Genomic DNA, 18732 nt, shown 5'->3' with positions numbered 1-18732 from the left:
ACTGTAAGGCTTTTTCACTTCTAAACTACGAAAAGTGCCATTGCCTTAGTCTGTTTGGCTTCCGTATTATTCTTACAAAAATGGTGCTATGATAGTCAATATTCCGGGAGACCTAATTCGTTCAAGTCAATTTCGGTACAGATAAAATGTTTAGAAATCTTTTAAATCAAAGATAGAATTTTGTAATTTTGGCACCGTTTTAGATAAATTCTATATCGAATTCAAAAAATTGTAGATAAAATAACTTTTCAAATGTCAACAGAAACGAAAACGTATCTTCCTTATAAAGTAAAAGACATTTCTCTGGCAGACTGGGGCCGTAAAGAGATTACTCTTGCTGAGTCTGAAATGCCGGGTCTGATGGAAATCAGAAAAGAGTACGGGCCTTCTAAGCCGCTAAAAGGTGCTCGTATAGCTGGTTGTTTGCACATGACTATTCAAACAGCCGTTTTAATTGAAACTTTAGTAGAGCTGGGTGCAGAGGTAACCTGGTCTTCTTGTAATATATTTTCTACACAAGATCACGCCGCGGCTGCCATTGCAGATGCTGGTATTCAAGTGTACGCCTGGAAAGGAATGACAGAAGAGGAGTTTGACTGGTGTATAGAGCAGACCCTTTTCTTTGGTGAAGAGCAGCAGCCATTGAACCTTATTCTGGATGATGGTGGTGATTTGACCAATATGGTTCTTGATCAATACCCTGAGTTGGTAGCTGGTATCAAAGGGCTTTCTGAAGAAACTACCACGGGTGTTCACCGTCTGTATGAAAGAATGAAGAAAGGAACATTGACGCTTCCTGCCATCAACGTGAACGATTCTGTTACGAAATCGAAATTTGATAATAAATATGGTTGTCGTGAGTCTTTAGTAGATGCTATCCGCAGAGCTACTGACCTGATGCTAGCTGGTAAAGTGGCTGTAGTAGCGGGTTATGGTGATGTAGGTAAAGGTTCTGCTGAGTCGCTACGTGGAGCGGGCTGTAGAGTAATGGTGACTGAGGTAGATCCTATCTGTGCACTTCAGGCTGCTATGGACGGCTACGAGGTAGTAACTATGGATGAGGCAGCTCCAAGAGCTCAAATCTTTGTAACCGCAACAGGTAACTATAATATCATTCAGGAGAAGCATTTCCTGAAAATGAGAGATAAAGCAGTCGTTTGTAATATCGGTCACTTCGATAATGAAATCGACATGGCGTGGTTGAACAAAAACTACGGCAGCACAAAATCAACCATTAAGCCACAAGTAGACATGTATAATATCAATGGAAACGATATTATCATTTTGGCCGAAGGTCGTCTGGTAAACCTTGGCTGTGCCATGGGTCACCCGTCTTTTGTGATGTCTTGCTCATTCTCAAACCAAACACTTGCTCAACTTGAGCTTTGGAACAATACTGACGCTTACGAAAACAAAGTGTATGTATTGCCTAAGCATTTAGATGAGAAAGTAGCTGCTTTCCACCTTTCACATGTGGGAGCTACGCTAGAGAAAATGACGCCTGAGCAGGCAGAATATATCGGTGTTTCTGTAGAAGGACCTTATAAGTCTGAGATGTACAGATATTAAGAATCAAAGATTTTATGTTTTGAAGCCTCTGCTCCATTGGAGCGGGGGCTTTTTGCTTTTCGTAGAATTCCATCCTCAATTCATCAGTTTTAAATCTGAAAATACAATCAAAAAGACTCAATTAGAAAGGTATGAGGTTTTATGGGTGAATGAAAAATCAACTACATAAAATGAAAAAGTTCATCCCATCCATCGCACTAATTCTACCTCTTATGGCTTTACTCTCCAGTTGTGAATTTGTAGGAGGAGTTTTTAAAGCCGGGGTAAATGTTGGCGTTTTCCTTGTTTTGTTGGTAATAGGTGTAATAGCCTATTTCGTAATTAAAGTTAGGAAAGGTTAATATTCACCCCTCACGTCTGAATCACCCCTAGCTTATACTCCTCCCGAATGGGAGCATGATTTGCCGCTTCAATGCCCATGGAGATAATTTTACGGGTTTCTAAAGGGTCAATTACCCCATCGGTCCAAAGGCGGGCGGCAGCGTAGTAAGGGCTGAGCTGGTCTTCGTAGTTCTTTTTGATGCTTTCCAGATCACGGCCTTTTTTGTTTTTATTGGCTTGCTCTATCTGAAAAAGCGTTTGGGTAGCGGCACTTCCACTCATCACTGCCATTTGAGAGCCCGGCCAGGCGTAAATGAGCCGTGGATCATAAGCCTTTCCGCACATGGCGTAATTACCTGCTCCGTAGCTATTACCTACAATAAAAGTGAATTTTGGTACTACGGAATTGGACATGGCGGTGACTAGTTTAGCTCCGTCTTTGATGATCCCGCCCTGTTCGCTGCGGCTTCCCACCATAAAGCCGGTTACATCCTGAAGGAAAACCAAAGGAATTCGCTGTTGATTACAGTTCATGATAAACCGTGCAGCTTTGTCGGCCGAGTCGCTGTAAATCACACCGCCCACCTGCATTTCTTTGGCATTGCCGGGCTTATTGGCTTTGACAATCATCCGTTGATTGGCAACAATACCTACTGACCAACCGTCAATTCTGCCCCAGCCGCAGATAATAGTTTTGCCGTACTCCTCTTTGTATTGCTCAAAATCGGAGTTGTCCACCAGTCGCTCTATGATTTCCACCATATCGTATGGGCGACTTTTGTCCGAGGGTAAAATGCTGTAAATCTCTTTTTCGTCTTTTTGAGGCTTGACAGCTTCTTTTCGGTTGAATCCGGCTTTTTCATAGTGCCCCATTTTATCCATAATACCTTTGATAGCATTTAGACAACTTTCGTCATCAGGGTACATATTGTCAGTCACACCTGAAATGGCCGATTGTGAAAAAGCACCACCCAAGGTTTCGGCATCAACATCTTCACCAATGGAAGATTTTACCAGATAAGGACCTGCCAGAAAAACGGATCCAGTGCCTTCTACGATCATGGCATAATCGGACATGATGGGCAGATAAGCCCCGCCAGCCACGCAGCTTCCCATGATGGCTGAAATTTGGGGAACGCCCATGGCGGAGAGTTTTGCATTATTCCTGAAAACACGTCCGAAATGCTCCTTGTCTGCGAAAATATCAGATTGCAAAGGCAAATAAATACCGGCTGAATCTACTAAATAGATGATGGGCAAATGGTTTTCCATGGCTATTTCCTGAGCTCTCAGGCACTTTTTCCCCGTTATCGGAAACCAGGCTCCGGCCTTTACCGTGGCGTCATTGCTTAAAATGATACATAGGCGATTAGAAACATAGCCCATGACACAAACAACACCGCCGTTGGGGCAGCCAGCTTCTTCTTCATACATGCCATCGCCCGCAAAAAGACCGATTTCTATAAATTCTTTACCTTCATCCAGTAGGTGTTGAATTCGCTCAAAGGCCGTAAGCTTTCCTTTGGCTTTGTGTTTCGCAATCTTCTCGAGACCGCCGCCTAGCCGTATGCCTTCATGTTTTTCTTTTAGTTCGTCAAGCAAAGCTTTCATTGTACTCATTTCATAGGTTGTTTAAGCGATTTCAATAGAATTTACGTTTATGTTGTAAGAGCAGTTCATTCCCGGGAGCTATTGAAAATCAGGGAATAAATGCCTACATTATCGTCATCAACAAACACTACAATTTAAGCTATGAATATCTTAGAGACAAACGCGTCTGATCAGGAAATGATCAGAGAAAGTGCAATAGATTTTGCCAAAAGGGAAATAGAACCCAATAAAATGAAATGGGACGAAGCTCAGGAGTTTCCGATAGAAGTCTTCAAAAAAATGGGGCACATGGGTTTCATGGGTGTGCTGGTTCCGGAAATCTACGGTGGTTCCGGTCTTGGCTATCAGGAGTACATCACCATCATTGATGAGATTTCTCAGGTATGTGGAGGAATTGGCCTTTCGCTTGCGGCTCATAACTCATTATGCACCAATCACATTCTGAGCTTTGGCAATGAAGAACAAAAACATCTTTACCTCCCAAAATTGGCTTCGGGCGAATGGATAGGAGCCTGGGGGCTCACCGAAACCGGCTCGGGTTCTGATGCCGGTGGGATGCAAACCACTGCCCGGAAAGAGGGAGAATATTATATTATCAATGGCTCAAAAAACTTTATTACCCACGCTATTTCGGGAGATGTTACGGTTTTGATGGCCAGAACAGGAGACGAAGGCGACAGCCACTCCATGAGTGCTTTTATCATTGAAAAAGGTACGCCAGGATTTAGCTCGGGTAAAAAAGAAGATAAGCTGGGCATGAGGGCGTCTGAAACGGCCGGACTTTTTCTTGACGATTGCAGGGTACATGAATCGCAACGTATTGGAGAAGAAGGGCAAGGTTTTATTCAGGCTCTCAAATTATTGGAAGGTGGCCGTATTTCTATCGGTGCTTTATCACTTGGTATCGCAAAAGGAGCATTGAAGAGTGCTTTGGCCTATACTCAGGAACGAAAGCAGTTTAAAAAGCCAATTGCCAAGTTTCAGGCGGTACGTTTTGATCTGTCGGATATGGCGACGGAAATTGAAGCCTCAGAATTGCTGATCAGAAATGCAGCAAAATTAAAAATGGAAGGCAAAAGCACAGCCAAACAATCGGCCATGGCGAAACTCTATGCCTCTGAAACGGCAGTTAAAGTGAGTACAAAGGCTCTTCAATTGTTTGGGGGATATGGCTATTCAAAAGAATACCCGGTTGAAAAATATTATCGAGACGCTATGTTATGTACCATTGGAGAGGGTACCTCAAATATCCAGAAAATGGTAATTGCTAAAGAGCTTTTGAAGTAAATATTCCTCGAAACAATTTAGACAAGTTTGAGATAAAATTAATGAAAACCGCTGAGCCAAAACACTGTTTAAAGTACGGTCAATTTTCAAAAGAAATGGGAAGGAATATACCTTTTAGAAGAGAAAATTGACTGTACGAGTTTGTTTTGGCAATGTTTTTTTGGCGGTCCGCGGCTGCGGTTACTTTTTTTCGAAAAAAAAAGTAATGTCCGTCCGGCAAGGACAGCCACGATTCGGTATTTCAAAATGTTTCAAATTGAAGAGAAAATTTATTTGGGTCTTTCCTTAATGACTTATGCATATTATCCAAATCACAGACTGCCCCAGAGACGCTATCCAAGGGCTAAAAAAGCAAATTCCGTCGGAGCCGAAGTCTGCTTATATTCAGAAGGCTTTGGACTCTGGTTTATTTCATTCCATTGATTTTGGTAGTTTTGTTTCTCCCAAGGCCGTTCCTCAAATGGCGGATACTGAGGAGGTTTTGAAGAGACTCAAAAAGCCAAAGAATGATACTCAATTACTAGCCATCATCGCTAACGAAAGAGGGGCTGAGCGGGCATCTCAATTTGATCTCGTTGACATTTTGGGTTTTCCTTTTTCTATTTCTGAAGAATTTCAACAACGGAATACCGGAGCCAGTAGGGAAGAGGCTCTTTTACGCATTGCTCGCATTCAGGAGATTGCTGAAACGGCCGGTCAACGGGTCAGAATTTACCTTTCCATGGCTTTTGGGAACCCTTATGGCGAACCGTGGTTTGCAGAGGAAGTTTTGATTTGGGCACAGAAACTCATTGAGATGGGTATTAATTCATTAGCCTTATCAGATACCATTGGCGTTGCCCGGCAGGACTCGGTAAAGGAGCTATTTGCCAAGTTCAATAGGAATTTTCCGGAAATAGAATTGAGTGCCCATTTTCACGCCGCTCCGGGTCAATGGCAAGAATTGGTAGAGATTGCTTTTGAATTGGGTTGCACGCACTTCGATGGAGCTTTTCAAGGCTTTGGAGGCTGCCCGATGGCCAAAGATGAGCTTGTTGGGAATATTCCTACTGAAGGACTTTTACAATGGAAAGGAATTGATGAGAATCAGATAGAAGAGTTAAATTCAGCTTTTCAAAAACTCGTTTCCTATGCCTGAATATTTCTCAAATACTGCAGATTATTTGGATGTAAGCTATCGCTACCTTCTCCTGGAGAAAAAGGAAGGCATACTGAAGTTGACCCTCAACAGGCCTGAAAAGCGAAATGCCTTTAGTCCGTTGATGATTCATGAACTCGCCTATGCCATTCAGGGTGCAAATGCTGATATGGAAATAAAGGCGGTTCAACTGGAAGCCGCTCCACCTGTTTTTTGTGCCGGCATGGATCTCAAAATTTTCAGAGGTGAGGTTCATGAGGACATTCCTGAAAAATTCAAAGCTGAAGGACTGACCATGGCTTTAGCTTTGCGACAACTGGAAAAACCTTTGATTGCCGTGGTGGAAGGGCCCGTAATTGCCGGTGGCTTTTTGATTCTCAATGAGTGCCATATGGTTCTTGCCAGAGAAGATGTTTGGTTCCGTTTGCCTGAGATAGAAATAGGACTTTTCCCTTTTCAGGTGATGGAGAAACTTCCTGAAATCGTCGGAGAAAGAACGGCTCTCGACTGGGCCTTGACAGGCAAAAAAATTACATCGGGTGAAGCTCTTTCCACGGGTCTTGTCAATCGGGCCTTCACAAAAGAAACCAGAGATGAGGTTGTTCAGGAAACTGTTTCAGGAATTCAGAAAGCAGAGGTCAAATTGCTAAAAGCAGCTATTTCAATGATGAGAAAACTCAAAACCATACCCGATGGCGATAGGGCTTCGGAGCTCAAAAAGGTTTTGGATCAATTTTCCGGTCGGAAATAAGTTTCAGAATCCTATCGCTTCTCCTATTTTTGAGGCTTTCAAAGAAGCACATGTCTGAACCCATCATCACCAAAGCTAAAACCGAAGTGGATCTTCAGGGAATTCTCAACCTGCAATCAGCCAATCTTCGTAAAAACCTGACTGAGGAGGAGAGAAGTACTCAGGGTTTTGTGACTCTGGAGTATGATATGGAATTCCTGAAAATAATGCCGGCGGGAAATCACCATATTGTCGCCAAAGACGGAGAAAAAGTCGTGGGTTACGTGCTTCTGATGGATAGGTCTACCAATCACCTGATGAAAGAAGGCGGAGGTATTTTCCCTATTTTCGATGAGTTGGAATACAGAGGCCGAAAATTCAAAGACTGGAATTACTGCTCGGTAGGCCAGGTTTGTGTAGATAAAAACTACGCCGGTAAAGGACTTTTGGGGAAAATGTATGCCTCTTACAGGGAGAGCTACCAAAGCCTCTACGAACTCGCAATGACAGATGTTTCTTATCGCAATCATCGATCATTAAAAGCCCATTTGAAAGCGGGCTTTGAGGTCATCATCCGTTTTGATGAACCTGATCAGGGGGAGCCTTGGGATATTATTGTTTGGGATTGGACAGTCTAAATATCAACCAAATTGAACCGATAATCCAGCGGATCAAAAGCCGCAATAAGTACCTCAATCAAGTCAGGCCTTTGTTCCAGGAATTGAGTGATATTGACTTTTCGCTCCTGAAGGCCACCGCCAGGGAAAAGTAGATTTTTGAGGTTTTCCAGCTGATTCATTGCTTCGGCATGTTTTCTTTTTTCCGCTCTTCTGATTTTCTTTTCCAGTCGCTCCAGCAGATCTACAGATTTGGTTTCAAAAGCCTCTGCGGTTCTGTTAAGCGTAGCATCTATTTGAGAAGTTTTTTGCTCTATTCGCTCAAATAGAGCCTTCAGCTCACCAATTTCCCCATTGAGAGCTAAGTTATGCTCGCAGTGTTTTTCCACCCAATCTTTCTGAAGATCATGCAGTGGTTTGAATAAATCTTCGGCTGAAATACGGAGTTTCTCACATTTGTCCAGATGCTTATCACTCAAAATCATCCCGAAATTGCGGGGCATTAATGCCGGGAAGGCCTCTCCGTAATGGTCAAAAACAGGTTTAAGCTGAAGCCAGTAAGGCACCTCAGAGGGTCCACCGATATAGGCCAGATTCGGCAATATCATTTCTTCATACAGAGGTCTTAACACCACATTCGGGCTAAATCTTTCCGGCTCTTCGTCGACGATTTTTAAAAGTTCTTCCTCTGAGAATTCGAGGTCCGTATTGAGAACCTGAAACTTTCCGTTTTCTGAAACGATTCTTTCTCTCAAGCCTTCAGCTAAATAGAAAAAGTTGATTTCTCTTGCGGTTATTTGTGTTTTGTAATCAAGATAAGCCAGCTTTTGACTTTGCTTAGCAACCAATTGCTCAGCAGAATGTTTTATAAGGTCATCTTTGATAACATCTTTAAAAAGCCCTTTCAACTCACGGTCATCAGCGTCAAGTGTAACCAATCCATATGAGCCGAAAAGTTCGTGCATGTATGCTCTTACTGCATCACCCAGCAACTCATTTTCGCTGTAAGCTTTTTTGAATAGTTCACCTGTCTTGCCTAATCGCTCTGCCAGTTCTTGAAGGCCGGTAGTTTTCATTCGTCCGACGGCTCCTTGTTGGTGGGTATCCCAGAGGATTTTCTGGTCAAATGCCTTGGTTGACTGAATTTCCTCCAGGTCATGATCCTCGGTAGCCATCCAATACACCGGAACAAAATTATATTCGGGATAAGCCTTTTTCAGGTCTCTGGCCAGATTGATAATTGTGATGATTTTGAAAGGAATATAAAGTGGACCACTGAAAATATTGAGCTGATGCCCCGTAGTTACCGTAAACGTCTTTTCAGAAAGTAAAAGGTCAAAATTCGGTTGATTCTCAAGGCCTTCGTATTGCTTTTTAAGCGTTGAAACTAAAACCGCCCTCTTTGCTTTTGAAAAACTCTTATTGTCAATGAGTTTTTTAAAATTCTCAATCGCCGGATATTCTGAATAAAAAGACTTCAAGGCGTCTTTTTGATTCATATAATCAATGAAAAGATCGGAGAAAGCTCCGGTGGCTGAAAGAGGTAGACGTTGACAGGTATATTCCACAGAAATATTGATACGCGGTTAAAAAAGGTTGGTCATTTAACGTACTGAAACAGACAAGGGTTCGAAAATTACGTTGCTTTTTACAGAATACACCAACAGGGGCATGGCTTTCGTTAGGATAATAGATTCTGAATCTAAATTTATCGATCTCTGTGCAACTTTTTCAATCGAATACTATCCGTTTTCTCACAAATATGAGGTGATTTAGCACCATTTGTGACAATTTTGCATCAACATTCATTTCAAACATTAACCAATGCGACAAAAATTAATATTGGCTTTGCTGATTTTTATAGCAGGCCAAGGCTTTGCACAGAAATATCAATATTCGATTGACCTCAATCAGACGGTGGATGACAAACTTCAAGTGGAGCTTGTCAGTCCTAAAATCAGCGGGAAAAGCGTAGTATTTTATCTGCCGAAAACGGTGCCTGGTACCTACTCAACAGACAATTACGGGCGATACGTTGAAAATCTGGAGGCTTTTGATAAAAACGGCAGAAATCTGAAAGTTAGAAGACTTGACGACAATTCCTGGAGAATTTTCAAAGCCAAAAGAATTGAAAAAATAACCTATTGGGTCAATGACTCCTTTGATGAAGTCAGAACGGGTGGAGCCATTTTTGAGCCCGCAGGTAGCAATATTGAGAAGGACGAAAATTATGTTCTTAATACTCATTGCTTCTTTGGTTATTTTCAGGATAGAAAGCAAATGCCTTTTGAGCTGACTATCAAACATCAGGATGACCTGGTGGCAACCACTTCCCTGATTGATGAAGATGCCTCCTCAACCATCGATCAGTTTGAGGCCACAACTTACAATCGACTGGTAGACAGCCCGATCATGTATGCCAAAGAGAATAATGCCAGCATCAAAATTGGAGACAGTGAAGTTGTTATTGGTGTTTATTCGCCTAATGGCGTCGTGAAGGCTGATTATCTTGCTGAAAACCTCAAAAAACTACTCGATGCTCAGGTAGCTTATATCGGAGAAATGCCGGTGAAGAAATATGCTTTCATTATCTATTTGACAGATAAGGCCCCACTCTCAGGTTCTCAGGGGGCATTGGAGCATAGTTTTTCGTCACTTTATTTTCTGCCCGAGGTAGCAGGTGACCGTGCTCTGCCTTTCATTATGGATGTTTCTGCTCATGAGTTTTTTCACATCCTGACACCGCTGAACACACACTCTGAGGAAATCCATTATTTTGATTTCAATGATCCTCAAATGAGTAAGCATTTATGGCTTTATGAGGGTTCCACCGAGTACCATGCTCACCTTGCCCAGACACGATATGGCCTCAAATCAAAGGAAGACTTTTATGAGGAGATGTCAAATAAGATCACAGCGTCAAGAACTCGTTACAAAGATGATCTGCCTTTTACCATCATGAGTGAGCGGGTTTTAGAGGAGGAATATGAGCCTGAGTACGGTAATGTGTACCAAAAAGGAGCCTTAATTTCCATGTGTCTTGATTTAATGTTAAGAAAGGACTCTGACGGAGGGTATGGTATTATAGATTTGGTAAACGACCTATCAGATGTCTATGGTTCAGATAAACCATTTAAAGATGATGAGCTTTTTGATCAGATCGAAAAGATGACAAGTCCCGAAGTGAGAGCATTTCTTGATAATCATGTGGCCGGGCCTCAGCCATTACCTCTTGAGGAGGTTTTAAGTTGGGTTGGCGTTGACTTTATTCCTGAAATGCAAACGGGAGATAGTACAGTTTCTCTTGGGTCCATCAGTATCGGGGTTAACGAAGATCGTCAGATCATTGTGGCCGATAATTCCAATATGAATGAATTCGGGAAAGAAATGGGTTATCAGCAAGGCGATATTCTTCTTGAAATGAACGGTCAGGAAGTGGGTATTGCTACTTTTCGTTCTTTAGTAGCAGATTTGCAGGAAGATGGTAAGACCGGGGAGCAGTTAACCATGAAAATAAAGCGTGAAGAAGATGGGGTTTTCAATGAAAAGGAGCTTTCTGCTCCTATAATGAAAATTGCTGTGGTGGCTAAAAATGTTCTTCAGGATAACCCTAACGCCACAGAAGATCAAGTTAAGTTAAGAAACGCCTGGCTGAGTGCGGAGTAAAGACGAACAGCATATTAAAATAACAGCTGACGGCAGCACTACCGTTTACAGCAAATGTTTTGATCAGCATTACCACTCCATTTTTGGAGCCGAAAAGGAGTCTGAGGTCGTGTTTATCGACCTCGGGCTCTGTTTTGCTTTCGAGCGTTTTGAGGAGATAAACCTATTGGAAATGGGTTTTGGCACGGGGTTGAATGCCCTATTGACAAAAAACTTTGCTGAAAGCCAGTCAAAAAAAGTGAATTACACCGGGCTTGAAGCTTTTCCAATCACCGAAGAAATGATAGGTGAACTCAATTTTGATGCTTCGCAATTACATGCTCTCCCGTGGGGAGAAAAGGTAGAGGTCAATGACATATTTAGTTTTATAAAGTACAATACCCCACTTCAAAATTTTCAAACCGATCAAAAATTCAATTTGGTCTATTACGACGCCTTTGCACCGGAGTCTCAACCGGAACTATGGACACTGGAGATTTTTGAGAAACTCTATTCCCTCATGGAGGAGGGAGGAGTTTTGACAACCTATTGCTCAAAAGGCTACGTTCAGCGAAACCTAAAAGCTGCTGGATTCATGGTTGAAAAACACCCAGGCCCACCACGGAAACGGGAAATATTAAGAGCTATCAAATTATCGTGGCACGACTAACCACGACGAAATCGGTCGTGCCACGGTTAAATTCCTCAATTGAATAGGCTTCATCAAACTCCAGGATCAGGGTAGACCGTCTTCTTTAGAGTATTGTCGTGGCACGACTAACCACGACTTTCCATGACAATAAGCGGTTGGCGGCTAGGCTAAATATATTTGCAAATGTTATGCAAGCATACTATTTTTGATTAATTCAATTCAGTACGATCTATGAGCGAAACAATGCCTTTTTCTGTACCTACAATGGCCGATCTGATGGCACAAAATAAAGAACCTGAAATTCTTTTTTGGGTGGGCTGTGCCGGCAGTTTTGACGACCGATATAAGAAAGTTACCATTGCTTTTGCGAAAATTCTGAACCAGTTGAATATCAATTATGCCGTTCTCGGCACAGAAGAAAGTTGTACAGGTGACCCGGCAAGAAGAGCTGGCAACGAATTTACCTTTCAGATGCTGGCCATGCAGAACATTGAGGTGTTAAATGGTTATGGTGTCAAGAAAATCGTAACAGCCTGCCCACACTGTTTTAATACGCTCAAAAATGAATACCCTGAACTGGGTGGGAATTATGAAGTGATTCATCATTCTCAATACTTGCAACAACTTATTTCTGAAGGCAAACTTAAGGTTAAGGGAGGAGAGTTTAAAGGTCAAAAAATCACATTTCATGATTCCTGTTATCTGGGCCGAGCCAATGAGGTTTATGAAGCTCCCAGAGAAGTAATTAGGGCATTGGATGCTGAATTGGTTGAGATGAAAAGGTGTAAGTCAAAAGGCTTATGCTGTGGTGCCGGTGGTGGTCAAATGTTCAAAGAACCAGAGGCCGGTAAGAAAGACGTAAACATAGAACGTATTGAAGAGGCTCTGGAAACGGGTGCTAAGACCGTTGCGGTAAGCTGCCCTTTCTGCATGACGATGATGTCTGACGGGGTAAAGAACAAAGAAAAGGAAGCGGAGGTGAAGGTTTATGATCTTGCTGAATTGCTGCTCCAGCAAATGTAAAAATGGTCGCCCGTGAAGGCGACCAAAAGTCGGGGTGACTGGATTCGAACCAGCGGCCACACGCCCCCCAGACGTGTACTCTAACCGGACTGAGCTACACCCCGAACATTCCAAAATTACTAATTGGGTACAGATCACAAAAAATAGAACAGAGACTAACTTATCCACAATTCCCAACCTTTCTAAAATTTTTAGACTCCTCTGCTGAATGAAAGGCTTTACTTTTACGTTAAGCTAATTACTCATATCAACTCAAAAAAGTATGTTTAAAGACTTTGATCAAATGACCGTCCACTCCAGAGTTTGGGTATACCAGTCTGACCGTTTAATGACGGCAAAAGAAGAGAATATGGTCGCTTATGCGTTAAAAACTACTCTGGAACAGTGGAATGCTCACGGAGAGGATTTGTTAGGCTCGGTAAAGGTACAGGATGGTCACTTTGTGATTATTGCGGTTGATGAGTCTCACAAACTGCCCAGCGGATGCTCAATTGATAGTTCAGTGGCCTGGTTAAAGAAACTGGGAGAGGAGATGAATATCAATTTCTTTGATCGTTCCTGGGCTTTTCTTTCGGATAATGAGATCAAAACCATTCCACCTTTTGAGTTGAAGAAGGCTGTAGAAAATGGTTTAATAAAGCCTGATACTTTGATTTATAACAGCAATGCTGTTCAAACCATTGCCCAGCTTCATAGCAACTGGAAAATTCCTGCGGCAAAAAGTCCATTTCTTGCCAGATACTTCAGAGTGGAAGCGGCATAGAACAATAAGAGACTAAAGAAAAAGGCTACCAAAAGGCAGCCTTTTTCTTTGTTCTTATATCCTAAGGTTTAATCCATCATCAAATAAGCCTTGATGAAGTCATCGAGGTTTCCATCCATCACTCCCTGAATGTCTGATGTCTCGTGTCCTGTTCGGGCATCTTTGACTAATTTGTATGGGTGAAATACATAATTTCTAATTTGAGAGCCCCACTCAATAGCTTTTTTGGATGCTTCAATATCAGCCCTCGCCGCATTTCGTTTTTCCATCTCAATCTGGTAGAGACGAGACTTCAACATGTTCATGGCGTGTTCTTTATTAGCCAACTGACTTCGTTCCATCTGACAAACGATAACGATTCCCGTGGGCTTGTGAGTTAGCTGAACCTTGGTTTCCACCTTGTTTACGTTCTGTCCACCTGCACCTCCTGATCTTGACGTTTGCCACTCAATATCGGCATCTTTCACCTCTACCTCAATGGAGTCATCAATCACGGGATAGGCATATACCGAGGCGAAAGAAGTATGTCTCCTTGCGTTACTATCGAACGGAGAAATACGAACTAAACGGTGTACACCATTCTCAGATTTGAGATAGCCATAGGCTTGCGGACCGTCAATTTGCATTGAAGCTGATTTTATACCAGCTCCGTCGCCATCCTGCCAGTCGACTTGAGTTACTTTATATCCGTTTTTTTGAGCCCACATCAGGTACATACGGTAAAGCATACTGGCCCAGTCCTGGCTTTCAGTACCACCAGCTCCTGAATTGATTTCTACAATCGCAGAGAACTGATCTTCTTCGCCTGAAAGCATCTTTTTCAATTCCAGCTCTTCTATCAGCACCTCTGTTTTGGCACCTTCTGAATCAATTTCCTCTTCCGAAACCTCACCCATTTCATGGAACTCATAAAGAGTTTCCAGATCGCTCATGCTGGTATCCATCTTTTCGTAAGATTCTGTCCAGTTTTTGATAGTCTGTATTTCTTTCATTACGCTCTGAGCATGGTCAGAGTCGTTCCAGAATTCAGGCTGAGCCTGCTGATTTTCTAAATCTCCTAGTTTTTCTTTTCGGCTATCGTAGTCAAAGATACCTCCTCAAGGCCGTCACTCTGGCCCTCAAATCTTTCAACGCTTCTGTTGTCATGATTTCCTTATGGGTTAAACATTATTTAAATATCAAAGAAAAGCCCTTCTTAACGAATTAAGAAGGGCTCAGAGTCCCTGAAAAGGGAAATTATGGGCTTAGCTGTCTTTTAGTGCTTCAGCTCCACCTACAATTTCAAGAATTTCTTTCGTAATAGCCGCCTGACGCGAACGGTTGTATTGAATCTTAAGATCTTTCAATAGTTCACCGCCGTTTTCAGTGGCCTTATCCATAGCTGTCATACGAGCTCCGTGCTCAGAGGCATTGGATTCCAATACAGCTTTGTACAAATGCATTTTGATAGCCTTTGGCATCAGGTCAAGGATAATCTCCTCTTCTGAAGGCTCAAAGATGTAGTCAGTGTTACTCACCGCAGCATTCTCATCAACGTCTGCAGTCAGTGGAAGCATCGTCTCAGTTCTTATGATTTGAGTCGCAACGTTTTTGAATTCATTGAAAACAAGAACAACTTCGTCATAAACTCCAACTTTGAAAGCTTCCATAGCCTCTTCAGCAGCTTTTCTTGCTTCTTCAAAGCTCAGTTTCAAAAAGATTTCAGAATGATTTTTATTGACAGCAAATCCTCTCTTTGAAAAAGCTTCAAGGCCTTTTTTACCAAGAGCTTTGATGGTAACATTACCTGCTTTTTGCTGAGAAGCGTACTTATCATTAATCAATGCCTGGGTAGCCTTAATGATATTAGAATTAAAACCACCACACAAGCCTCTGTCAGACGTCACCACAATTAGCAATACTTTGTCTACCGGCCTTACGGCGGTGTAGGGACTTTGTGCCCCCACCTCGGTATTGGCCGAAACCGTTGCAATAAGCTCGTTGAGTTTATTTGCGTATGGTCGCATCTGGAGAATAGCATCCTGAGCTCTTCTAAGCTTAGCAGCCGCCACCATTTTCATGGCTTTGGTGATCTGCATCGTCGAGTTAACAGATGTTATTCGGTTTCTTACTTCTTTTAATGAAGCCATTTTTTATAATCTGAATTAAAGATTACCCCGGGGTAATTTCGAATTGATTAAGCGTATTTCTCAGCAAGGCTTTTACCTTCTTTCACGATCCAGGCAGTAACCTCATCGTCAAGCTTACCTGAGGCAAGCGTGGCAATATATTCAGGCTTGCTGGCACGCATTAGAGAAAGGAATTCGTTTTCGAACTCTTTTGCTCTTTCCACAGGTACTTTGTCCATGATACCGTTAATAGACCCGTAGATGATAGCCACCTGCTCACCCACTGGGGCTGGCTGGAACTGACCCTGCTTAAGGATCTCCTGGTTTCTTCTACCTCTTTCAATTACCAGTTTGGTAGCAGCATCAAGGTCTGACCCGAACTTAGCAAAAGCTTCAAGCTCACGGAACTGAGCTTGGTCGAGCTTCAATGTACCAGATACCTTTTTCATTGATTTTACCTGAGCATTACCACCCACACGTGATACCGAAATACCCACGTTAATAGCAGGACGGATACCGGCGTTGAAAAGGTTTGACTCAAGGAAGATCTGACCATCCGTAATCGAAATTACGTTTGTTGGAATATAGGCAGACACGTCACCGGCCTGAGTTTCAATGATCGGAAGGGCAGTCAATGAACCACCACCTTTTACTTTATCTTTCAGTGAAGGCGGTAAGTCGTTCATTTGAGATGCAATCTCATCTGAAGAGTTAACTTTTGCAGCTCTTTCCAATAATCTTGAGTGAAGGTAGAAAACGTCACCAGGATAGGCCTCACGTCCCGGAGGTCTTCTTAGAAGAAGAGAAACCTCACGGTAAGCAACAGCCTGCTTTGACAGGTCATCATAAATAACCAATGCAGGACGACCTGTGTCTCTGAAGTATTCACCGATGGCTGCACCTGTAAACGGAGCAAAGAATTGCATTGGAGAAGGATCAGAGGCATTGGCGGCAACGATTACCGTGTAATCCATTGCACCGTAGCGTCTCAATGTCTGCTCTACAGCTTTAACTGTAGAAGCTTTCTGACCACAGGCTACATATATACAATATACTGGCTCTCCTTTGTCGTAGAATTCCTTCTGATTAATAATGGTATCAATACAAACAGCAGTTTTACCGGTCTGTCTGTCACCAATTACAAGCTCACGTTGACCACGGCCAATTGGAATCATCGCATCAACTGCCTTGATACCAGTTTGAAGAGGCTCAGTTACGGGTTCTCTGTAAATAACACCAGGGGCCTTACGCTCCATTGGCATATCATAAGTTTCACCTTGTAGTGGTCCGTTACCGTCGATTGGCTCAGCCAGAGTGTTTACTACACGTCCAACAATACCTTCTCCTACTTTTACTGAAGCAATTTCACCAGTTCTTTTAACAGTAGCACCTTCTTTGATGTCGGCTGAATCACCAAGAAGTACCGCACCCACGTTATCCTCTTCAAGGTTAAGTGCCAAGGCTTTCAATCCGTTCTCAAAAGCAAGTAACTCACCCGCCTGAACTTTAGATAATCCATAAATACGAGCTACACCGTCACCGATCTGCAGTACCGTTCCTACTTCTTCCAGCTCTGCCTCGGTTTTTGCTCCGGCAAGCTGCTCTCTTAATATGGCCGAAACTTCATCTGGTCTTACTGATGCCATGTCTTATTGAATGTTGTTTTTACGTAAAATTTGATATTTGGCCCTGTTTTGGAGGAATTGACCCGTCCAGAGGGGGCTTTTCAGGCTGCGAAATAACTAAGAAAATTTCATAATTCCCATATAAATCTGAAAAAAGGATACCATTTCTTGCACTTTTCTTAGATCGTTTGCAGGTATCTTGGTCCATTTATTTCTGCTCTACCGTTAACCGCTGGTTGTTTTTAGTCAACAGGTAATTGCAAACGCGTTTTATACTGGTTTCTAAAGGAATAAACTCCATTTGCAAGTCTTCTTTGATTCTTGAGTTGTCAAAGTGAATTTTTGCTCTTGCTGTAACTGCCGTTTCTTTTGTGATTAAAGGGGATGTTCTGAAAATGAAAGCCCTAATGGCTTCAAGCCTCCAAAGGATTTCTATGGCAAACGGTTTCAGTTTGTATTTAGGTGGTGCTACGCCAAAACCTTTGGCCATTAGGCCAAAAAACTTGGCATATGTAACAGAGCCTGCATTCATAATGTATCTTTTGTCTTCTATGTCCGAGTCAATTAATTGAATGACTGCATTTGCTACATCCTGTACATCTACATAATTAATCACCCCATCCGTATAAAATCTGTTTCTTTGATAAACATAATTAAAGAGCTGGGTACTGCTTTGTTTCCAGTCAGCTTCGCCCAATATTACCGAAGGGTTTAGAATTACGGTTTGAAGTCCCTCGGCCTGCCCCCGCCAAACCTCTTGTTCAGCTCTGTACTTGCTTTTAGCATATTCGGAGTTAATCGGGCTGTCTTCCCATTTATTACTTTCGTTAATGGAGATGGGCTGTTTTGTATCCGTATCCTTTTCGGGTCTTCCAATTGCTGCCACTGAACTTATATATATAAGACGTTTTACACCTTTCTCCAGGCAAGCGTTTACCACATTTGCCGTACCGTCAACATTCGCTTCAAAAAGCTCAGCTTTTTCTTTCGGCGAGAAGCTAACTTTTGCTGCGGCGTGAATCACAATATTGATACCTTCAAACGCTTCAAGTAGAGAAGGGTAATCTAGGATATCTCCTAATTGTGGGTTATCGAACTGGTCAAGCTGATCTTGGTTCCTTACAAATGAAACAAAACCATTTCCAGGGTAGTCTTTCAATTGTCGAACAATCTCTGAACCCAAAAGACCCGTGGCCCCGGTAATTAAAAGCTTCATACTTTATGATCTTTTAAAAGATGAGCCGCAAAAGTAAAGGATCAAAACGGATATGACATCGTATTCTGTAGTGGCCAATTGCATTATTTAAAGAACTATTTGAAAGCTCAAAAATATTTCAATCTCTAATTAGTTGATATTCAGTAGCGATATCAATGAGGGGTAAAATTATTTAAAAGGTGGGTTGTGATATTTCAAATTCTTCCTCTACATTTGCACTCCCGTTTCGAACGAAGGGCGGGATTTAGTTCTAAGAAATGCTTCAAGATAAACAACTCGAAAAAATAATTAAAAAATTATTTGGAGTTTCGAAATGATCGGTTGTACCTTTGCAATCCGTTTCGCCAAAAAACAATGAAGCGAAATAGCTGAAAAGCACAAGCCTGAAACACGAAAGTGTGGACGGATAAAGTTCATAGACTTATTG

Annotated in this window: 16 protein-coding genes and 1 tRNA gene; 10 read left to right on the top strand and 7 right to left on the bottom strand. The window is 42.3% G+C overall.

Annotated features, from left to right (window positions below):
* Positions 1 to 252 precede the first annotated feature (252 nt).
* Both ahcY and AFM12_RS19810 read left to right on the top strand, forming a co-directional pair.
* Positions 253 to 1569, top strand: a complete 1317-nt coding sequence (gene ahcY / locus AFM12_RS05965) for an adenosylhomocysteinase (protein ID WP_055145257.1) — start codon at positions 253 to 255, stop codon at positions 1567 to 1569.
* A 170-nt stretch (positions 1570 to 1739) separates the two neighbouring features.
* A complete protein-coding gene (locus AFM12_RS19810) occupies positions 1740 to 1910 on the top strand; it encodes a hypothetical protein (protein WP_165492336.1) in 171 nt (56 codons plus the stop codon).
* A 10-nt stretch (positions 1911 to 1920) separates the two neighbouring features.
* On the opposite strand, the gene AFM12_RS05960 is transcribed toward AFM12_RS19810, so the two are convergent.
* Positions 1921 to 3501, bottom strand: coding sequence for an acyl-CoA carboxylase subunit beta (locus AFM12_RS05960; protein WP_055145254.1), 1581 nt, complete (start codon positions 3499 to 3501; stop codon positions 1921 to 1923).
* A gap of 141 nt (positions 3502 to 3642) precedes the next feature.
* On the opposite strand from AFM12_RS05960, the gene AFM12_RS05955 reads away from it, so the two are divergent.
* The 4 genes from AFM12_RS05955 (at position 3643) to AFM12_RS05940 (ending at position 7294) form a co-directional block, all read left to right on the top strand.
* Positions 3643 to 4788 carry an acyl-CoA dehydrogenase family protein gene (locus AFM12_RS05955; protein WP_055145251.1) on the top strand — a complete coding sequence of 382 codons (1146 nt, stop codon included), beginning with the start codon at positions 3643 to 3645 and terminating at the stop codon, positions 4786 to 4788.
* 295 nt (positions 4789 to 5083) lie between these two features.
* A complete protein-coding gene (locus AFM12_RS05950) occupies positions 5084 to 5926 on the top strand; it encodes a hydroxymethylglutaryl-CoA lyase-like TIM-barrel protein (protein WP_055145248.1) in 843 nt (280 codons plus the stop codon).
* Entirely contained in the window at positions 5919 to 6677 is a 759-nt protein-coding gene (locus AFM12_RS05945) for an enoyl-CoA hydratase/isomerase family protein (RefSeq protein ID WP_055145245.1), read from the top strand. The genes AFM12_RS05950 and AFM12_RS05945 overlap by 8 nt, the downstream gene beginning before the upstream one ends.
* Positions 6678 to 6727: 50 nt before the next feature.
* A complete protein-coding gene (locus AFM12_RS05940; protein ID WP_055145242.1) occupies positions 6728 to 7294 on the top strand; it encodes a GNAT family N-acetyltransferase in 567 nt (188 codons plus the stop codon).
* Here the strand turns inward: AFM12_RS05940 and bshC are convergent.
* The gene (bshC, locus tag AFM12_RS05935; RefSeq protein WP_055145239.1) at positions 7291 to 8841 is read right to left on the bottom strand and encodes a bacillithiol biosynthesis cysteine-adding enzyme BshC; all 1551 of its coding nucleotides are present in this window, start codon (positions 8839 to 8841) and stop codon (positions 7291 to 7293) included. The two genes, AFM12_RS05940 and bshC, sit on opposite strands and share 4 nt — an antisense overlap.
* Before the next feature lie 256 nt (positions 8842 to 9097).
* Here bshC and AFM12_RS05930 point away from each other — a divergent pair, with 256 nt between their 5' ends.
* From AFM12_RS05930 to AFM12_RS05920, 3 genes are all read left to right on the top strand, one after another.
* Positions 9098 to 10939, top strand: coding sequence for a M61 family metallopeptidase (locus tag AFM12_RS05930; RefSeq protein WP_055145236.1), 1842 nt, complete (start codon positions 9098 to 9100; stop codon positions 10937 to 10939).
* The gene (mnmC2, locus tag AFM12_RS05925; RefSeq protein ID WP_055145233.1) at positions 10929 to 11588 is read left to right on the top strand and encodes a tRNA (5-methylaminomethyl-2-thiouridine)(34)-methyltransferase MnmC2; all 660 of its coding nucleotides are present in this window, start codon (positions 10929 to 10931) and stop codon (positions 11586 to 11588) included. The genes AFM12_RS05930 and mnmC2 overlap by 11 nt, the downstream gene beginning before the upstream one ends.
* Positions 11589 to 11801: 213 nt before the next feature.
* Positions 11802 to 12593 (top strand): (Fe-S)-binding protein, encoded by a 792-nt coding sequence (locus tag AFM12_RS05920; protein WP_082391218.1) that lies wholly within the window; start codon positions 11802 to 11804, stop codon positions 12591 to 12593.
* A 29-nt stretch (positions 12594 to 12622) separates the two neighbouring features.
* Here the strand turns inward: AFM12_RS05920 and AFM12_RS05915 are convergent.
* Positions 12623 to 12697 (bottom strand) — tRNA-Pro (locus AFM12_RS05915).
* Between the two features lie 158 nt (positions 12698 to 12855).
* Here AFM12_RS05915 and AFM12_RS05910 point away from each other — a divergent pair.
* Positions 12856 to 13356, top strand: a complete 501-nt coding sequence (locus AFM12_RS05910; protein WP_055145230.1) for a hypothetical protein — start codon at positions 12856 to 12858, stop codon at positions 13354 to 13356.
* A 68-nt stretch (positions 13357 to 13424) separates the two neighbouring features.
* On the opposite strand, the gene prfB is transcribed toward AFM12_RS05910, so the two are convergent.
* From prfB to AFM12_RS05890, 4 genes are all read right to left on the bottom strand, one after another.
* A protein-coding gene (prfB, locus tag AFM12_RS05905) for a peptide chain release factor 2 (RefSeq protein ID WP_131458216.1) occupies positions 13425 to 14502 on the bottom strand; the annotation gives its coding sequence in 2 pieces (ribosomal slippage) (positions 13425 to 14450 and positions 14452 to 14502; 1077 coding nt in all).
* A 98-nt stretch (positions 14503 to 14600) separates the two neighbouring features.
* Complete coding sequence (gene atpG / locus AFM12_RS05900) at positions 14601 to 15485, bottom strand: ATP synthase F1 subunit gamma (protein WP_055145224.1); 885 nt, start codon at positions 15483 to 15485, stop codon at positions 14601 to 14603.
* Between the two features lie 47 nt (positions 15486 to 15532).
* Positions 15533 to 17110: a F0F1 ATP synthase subunit alpha gene (atpA, locus tag AFM12_RS05895; RefSeq protein ID WP_055145221.1), complete on the bottom strand. Its 1578-nt coding sequence runs from the start codon at positions 17108 to 17110 to the stop codon at positions 15533 to 15535.
* A gap of 187 nt (positions 17111 to 17297) precedes the next feature.
* The gene (locus tag AFM12_RS05890) at positions 17298 to 18305 is read right to left on the bottom strand and encodes an NAD-dependent epimerase/dehydratase family protein (RefSeq protein ID WP_055145218.1); all 1008 of its coding nucleotides are present in this window, start codon (positions 18303 to 18305) and stop codon (positions 17298 to 17300) included.
* Positions 18306 to 18732: the final 427 nt, after the last annotated feature.

The sequence above is a fragment of the Jiulongibacter sediminis genome, from assembly GCF_001306455.1.
GTDB classification, from domain to species: domain Bacteria; phylum Bacteroidota; class Bacteroidia; order Cytophagales; family Spirosomataceae; genus Jiulongibacter; species Jiulongibacter sediminis.
Note: the sequence above shows the minus strand (reverse complement) of the source record. Positions and strands in the feature narration are given on the sequence as shown.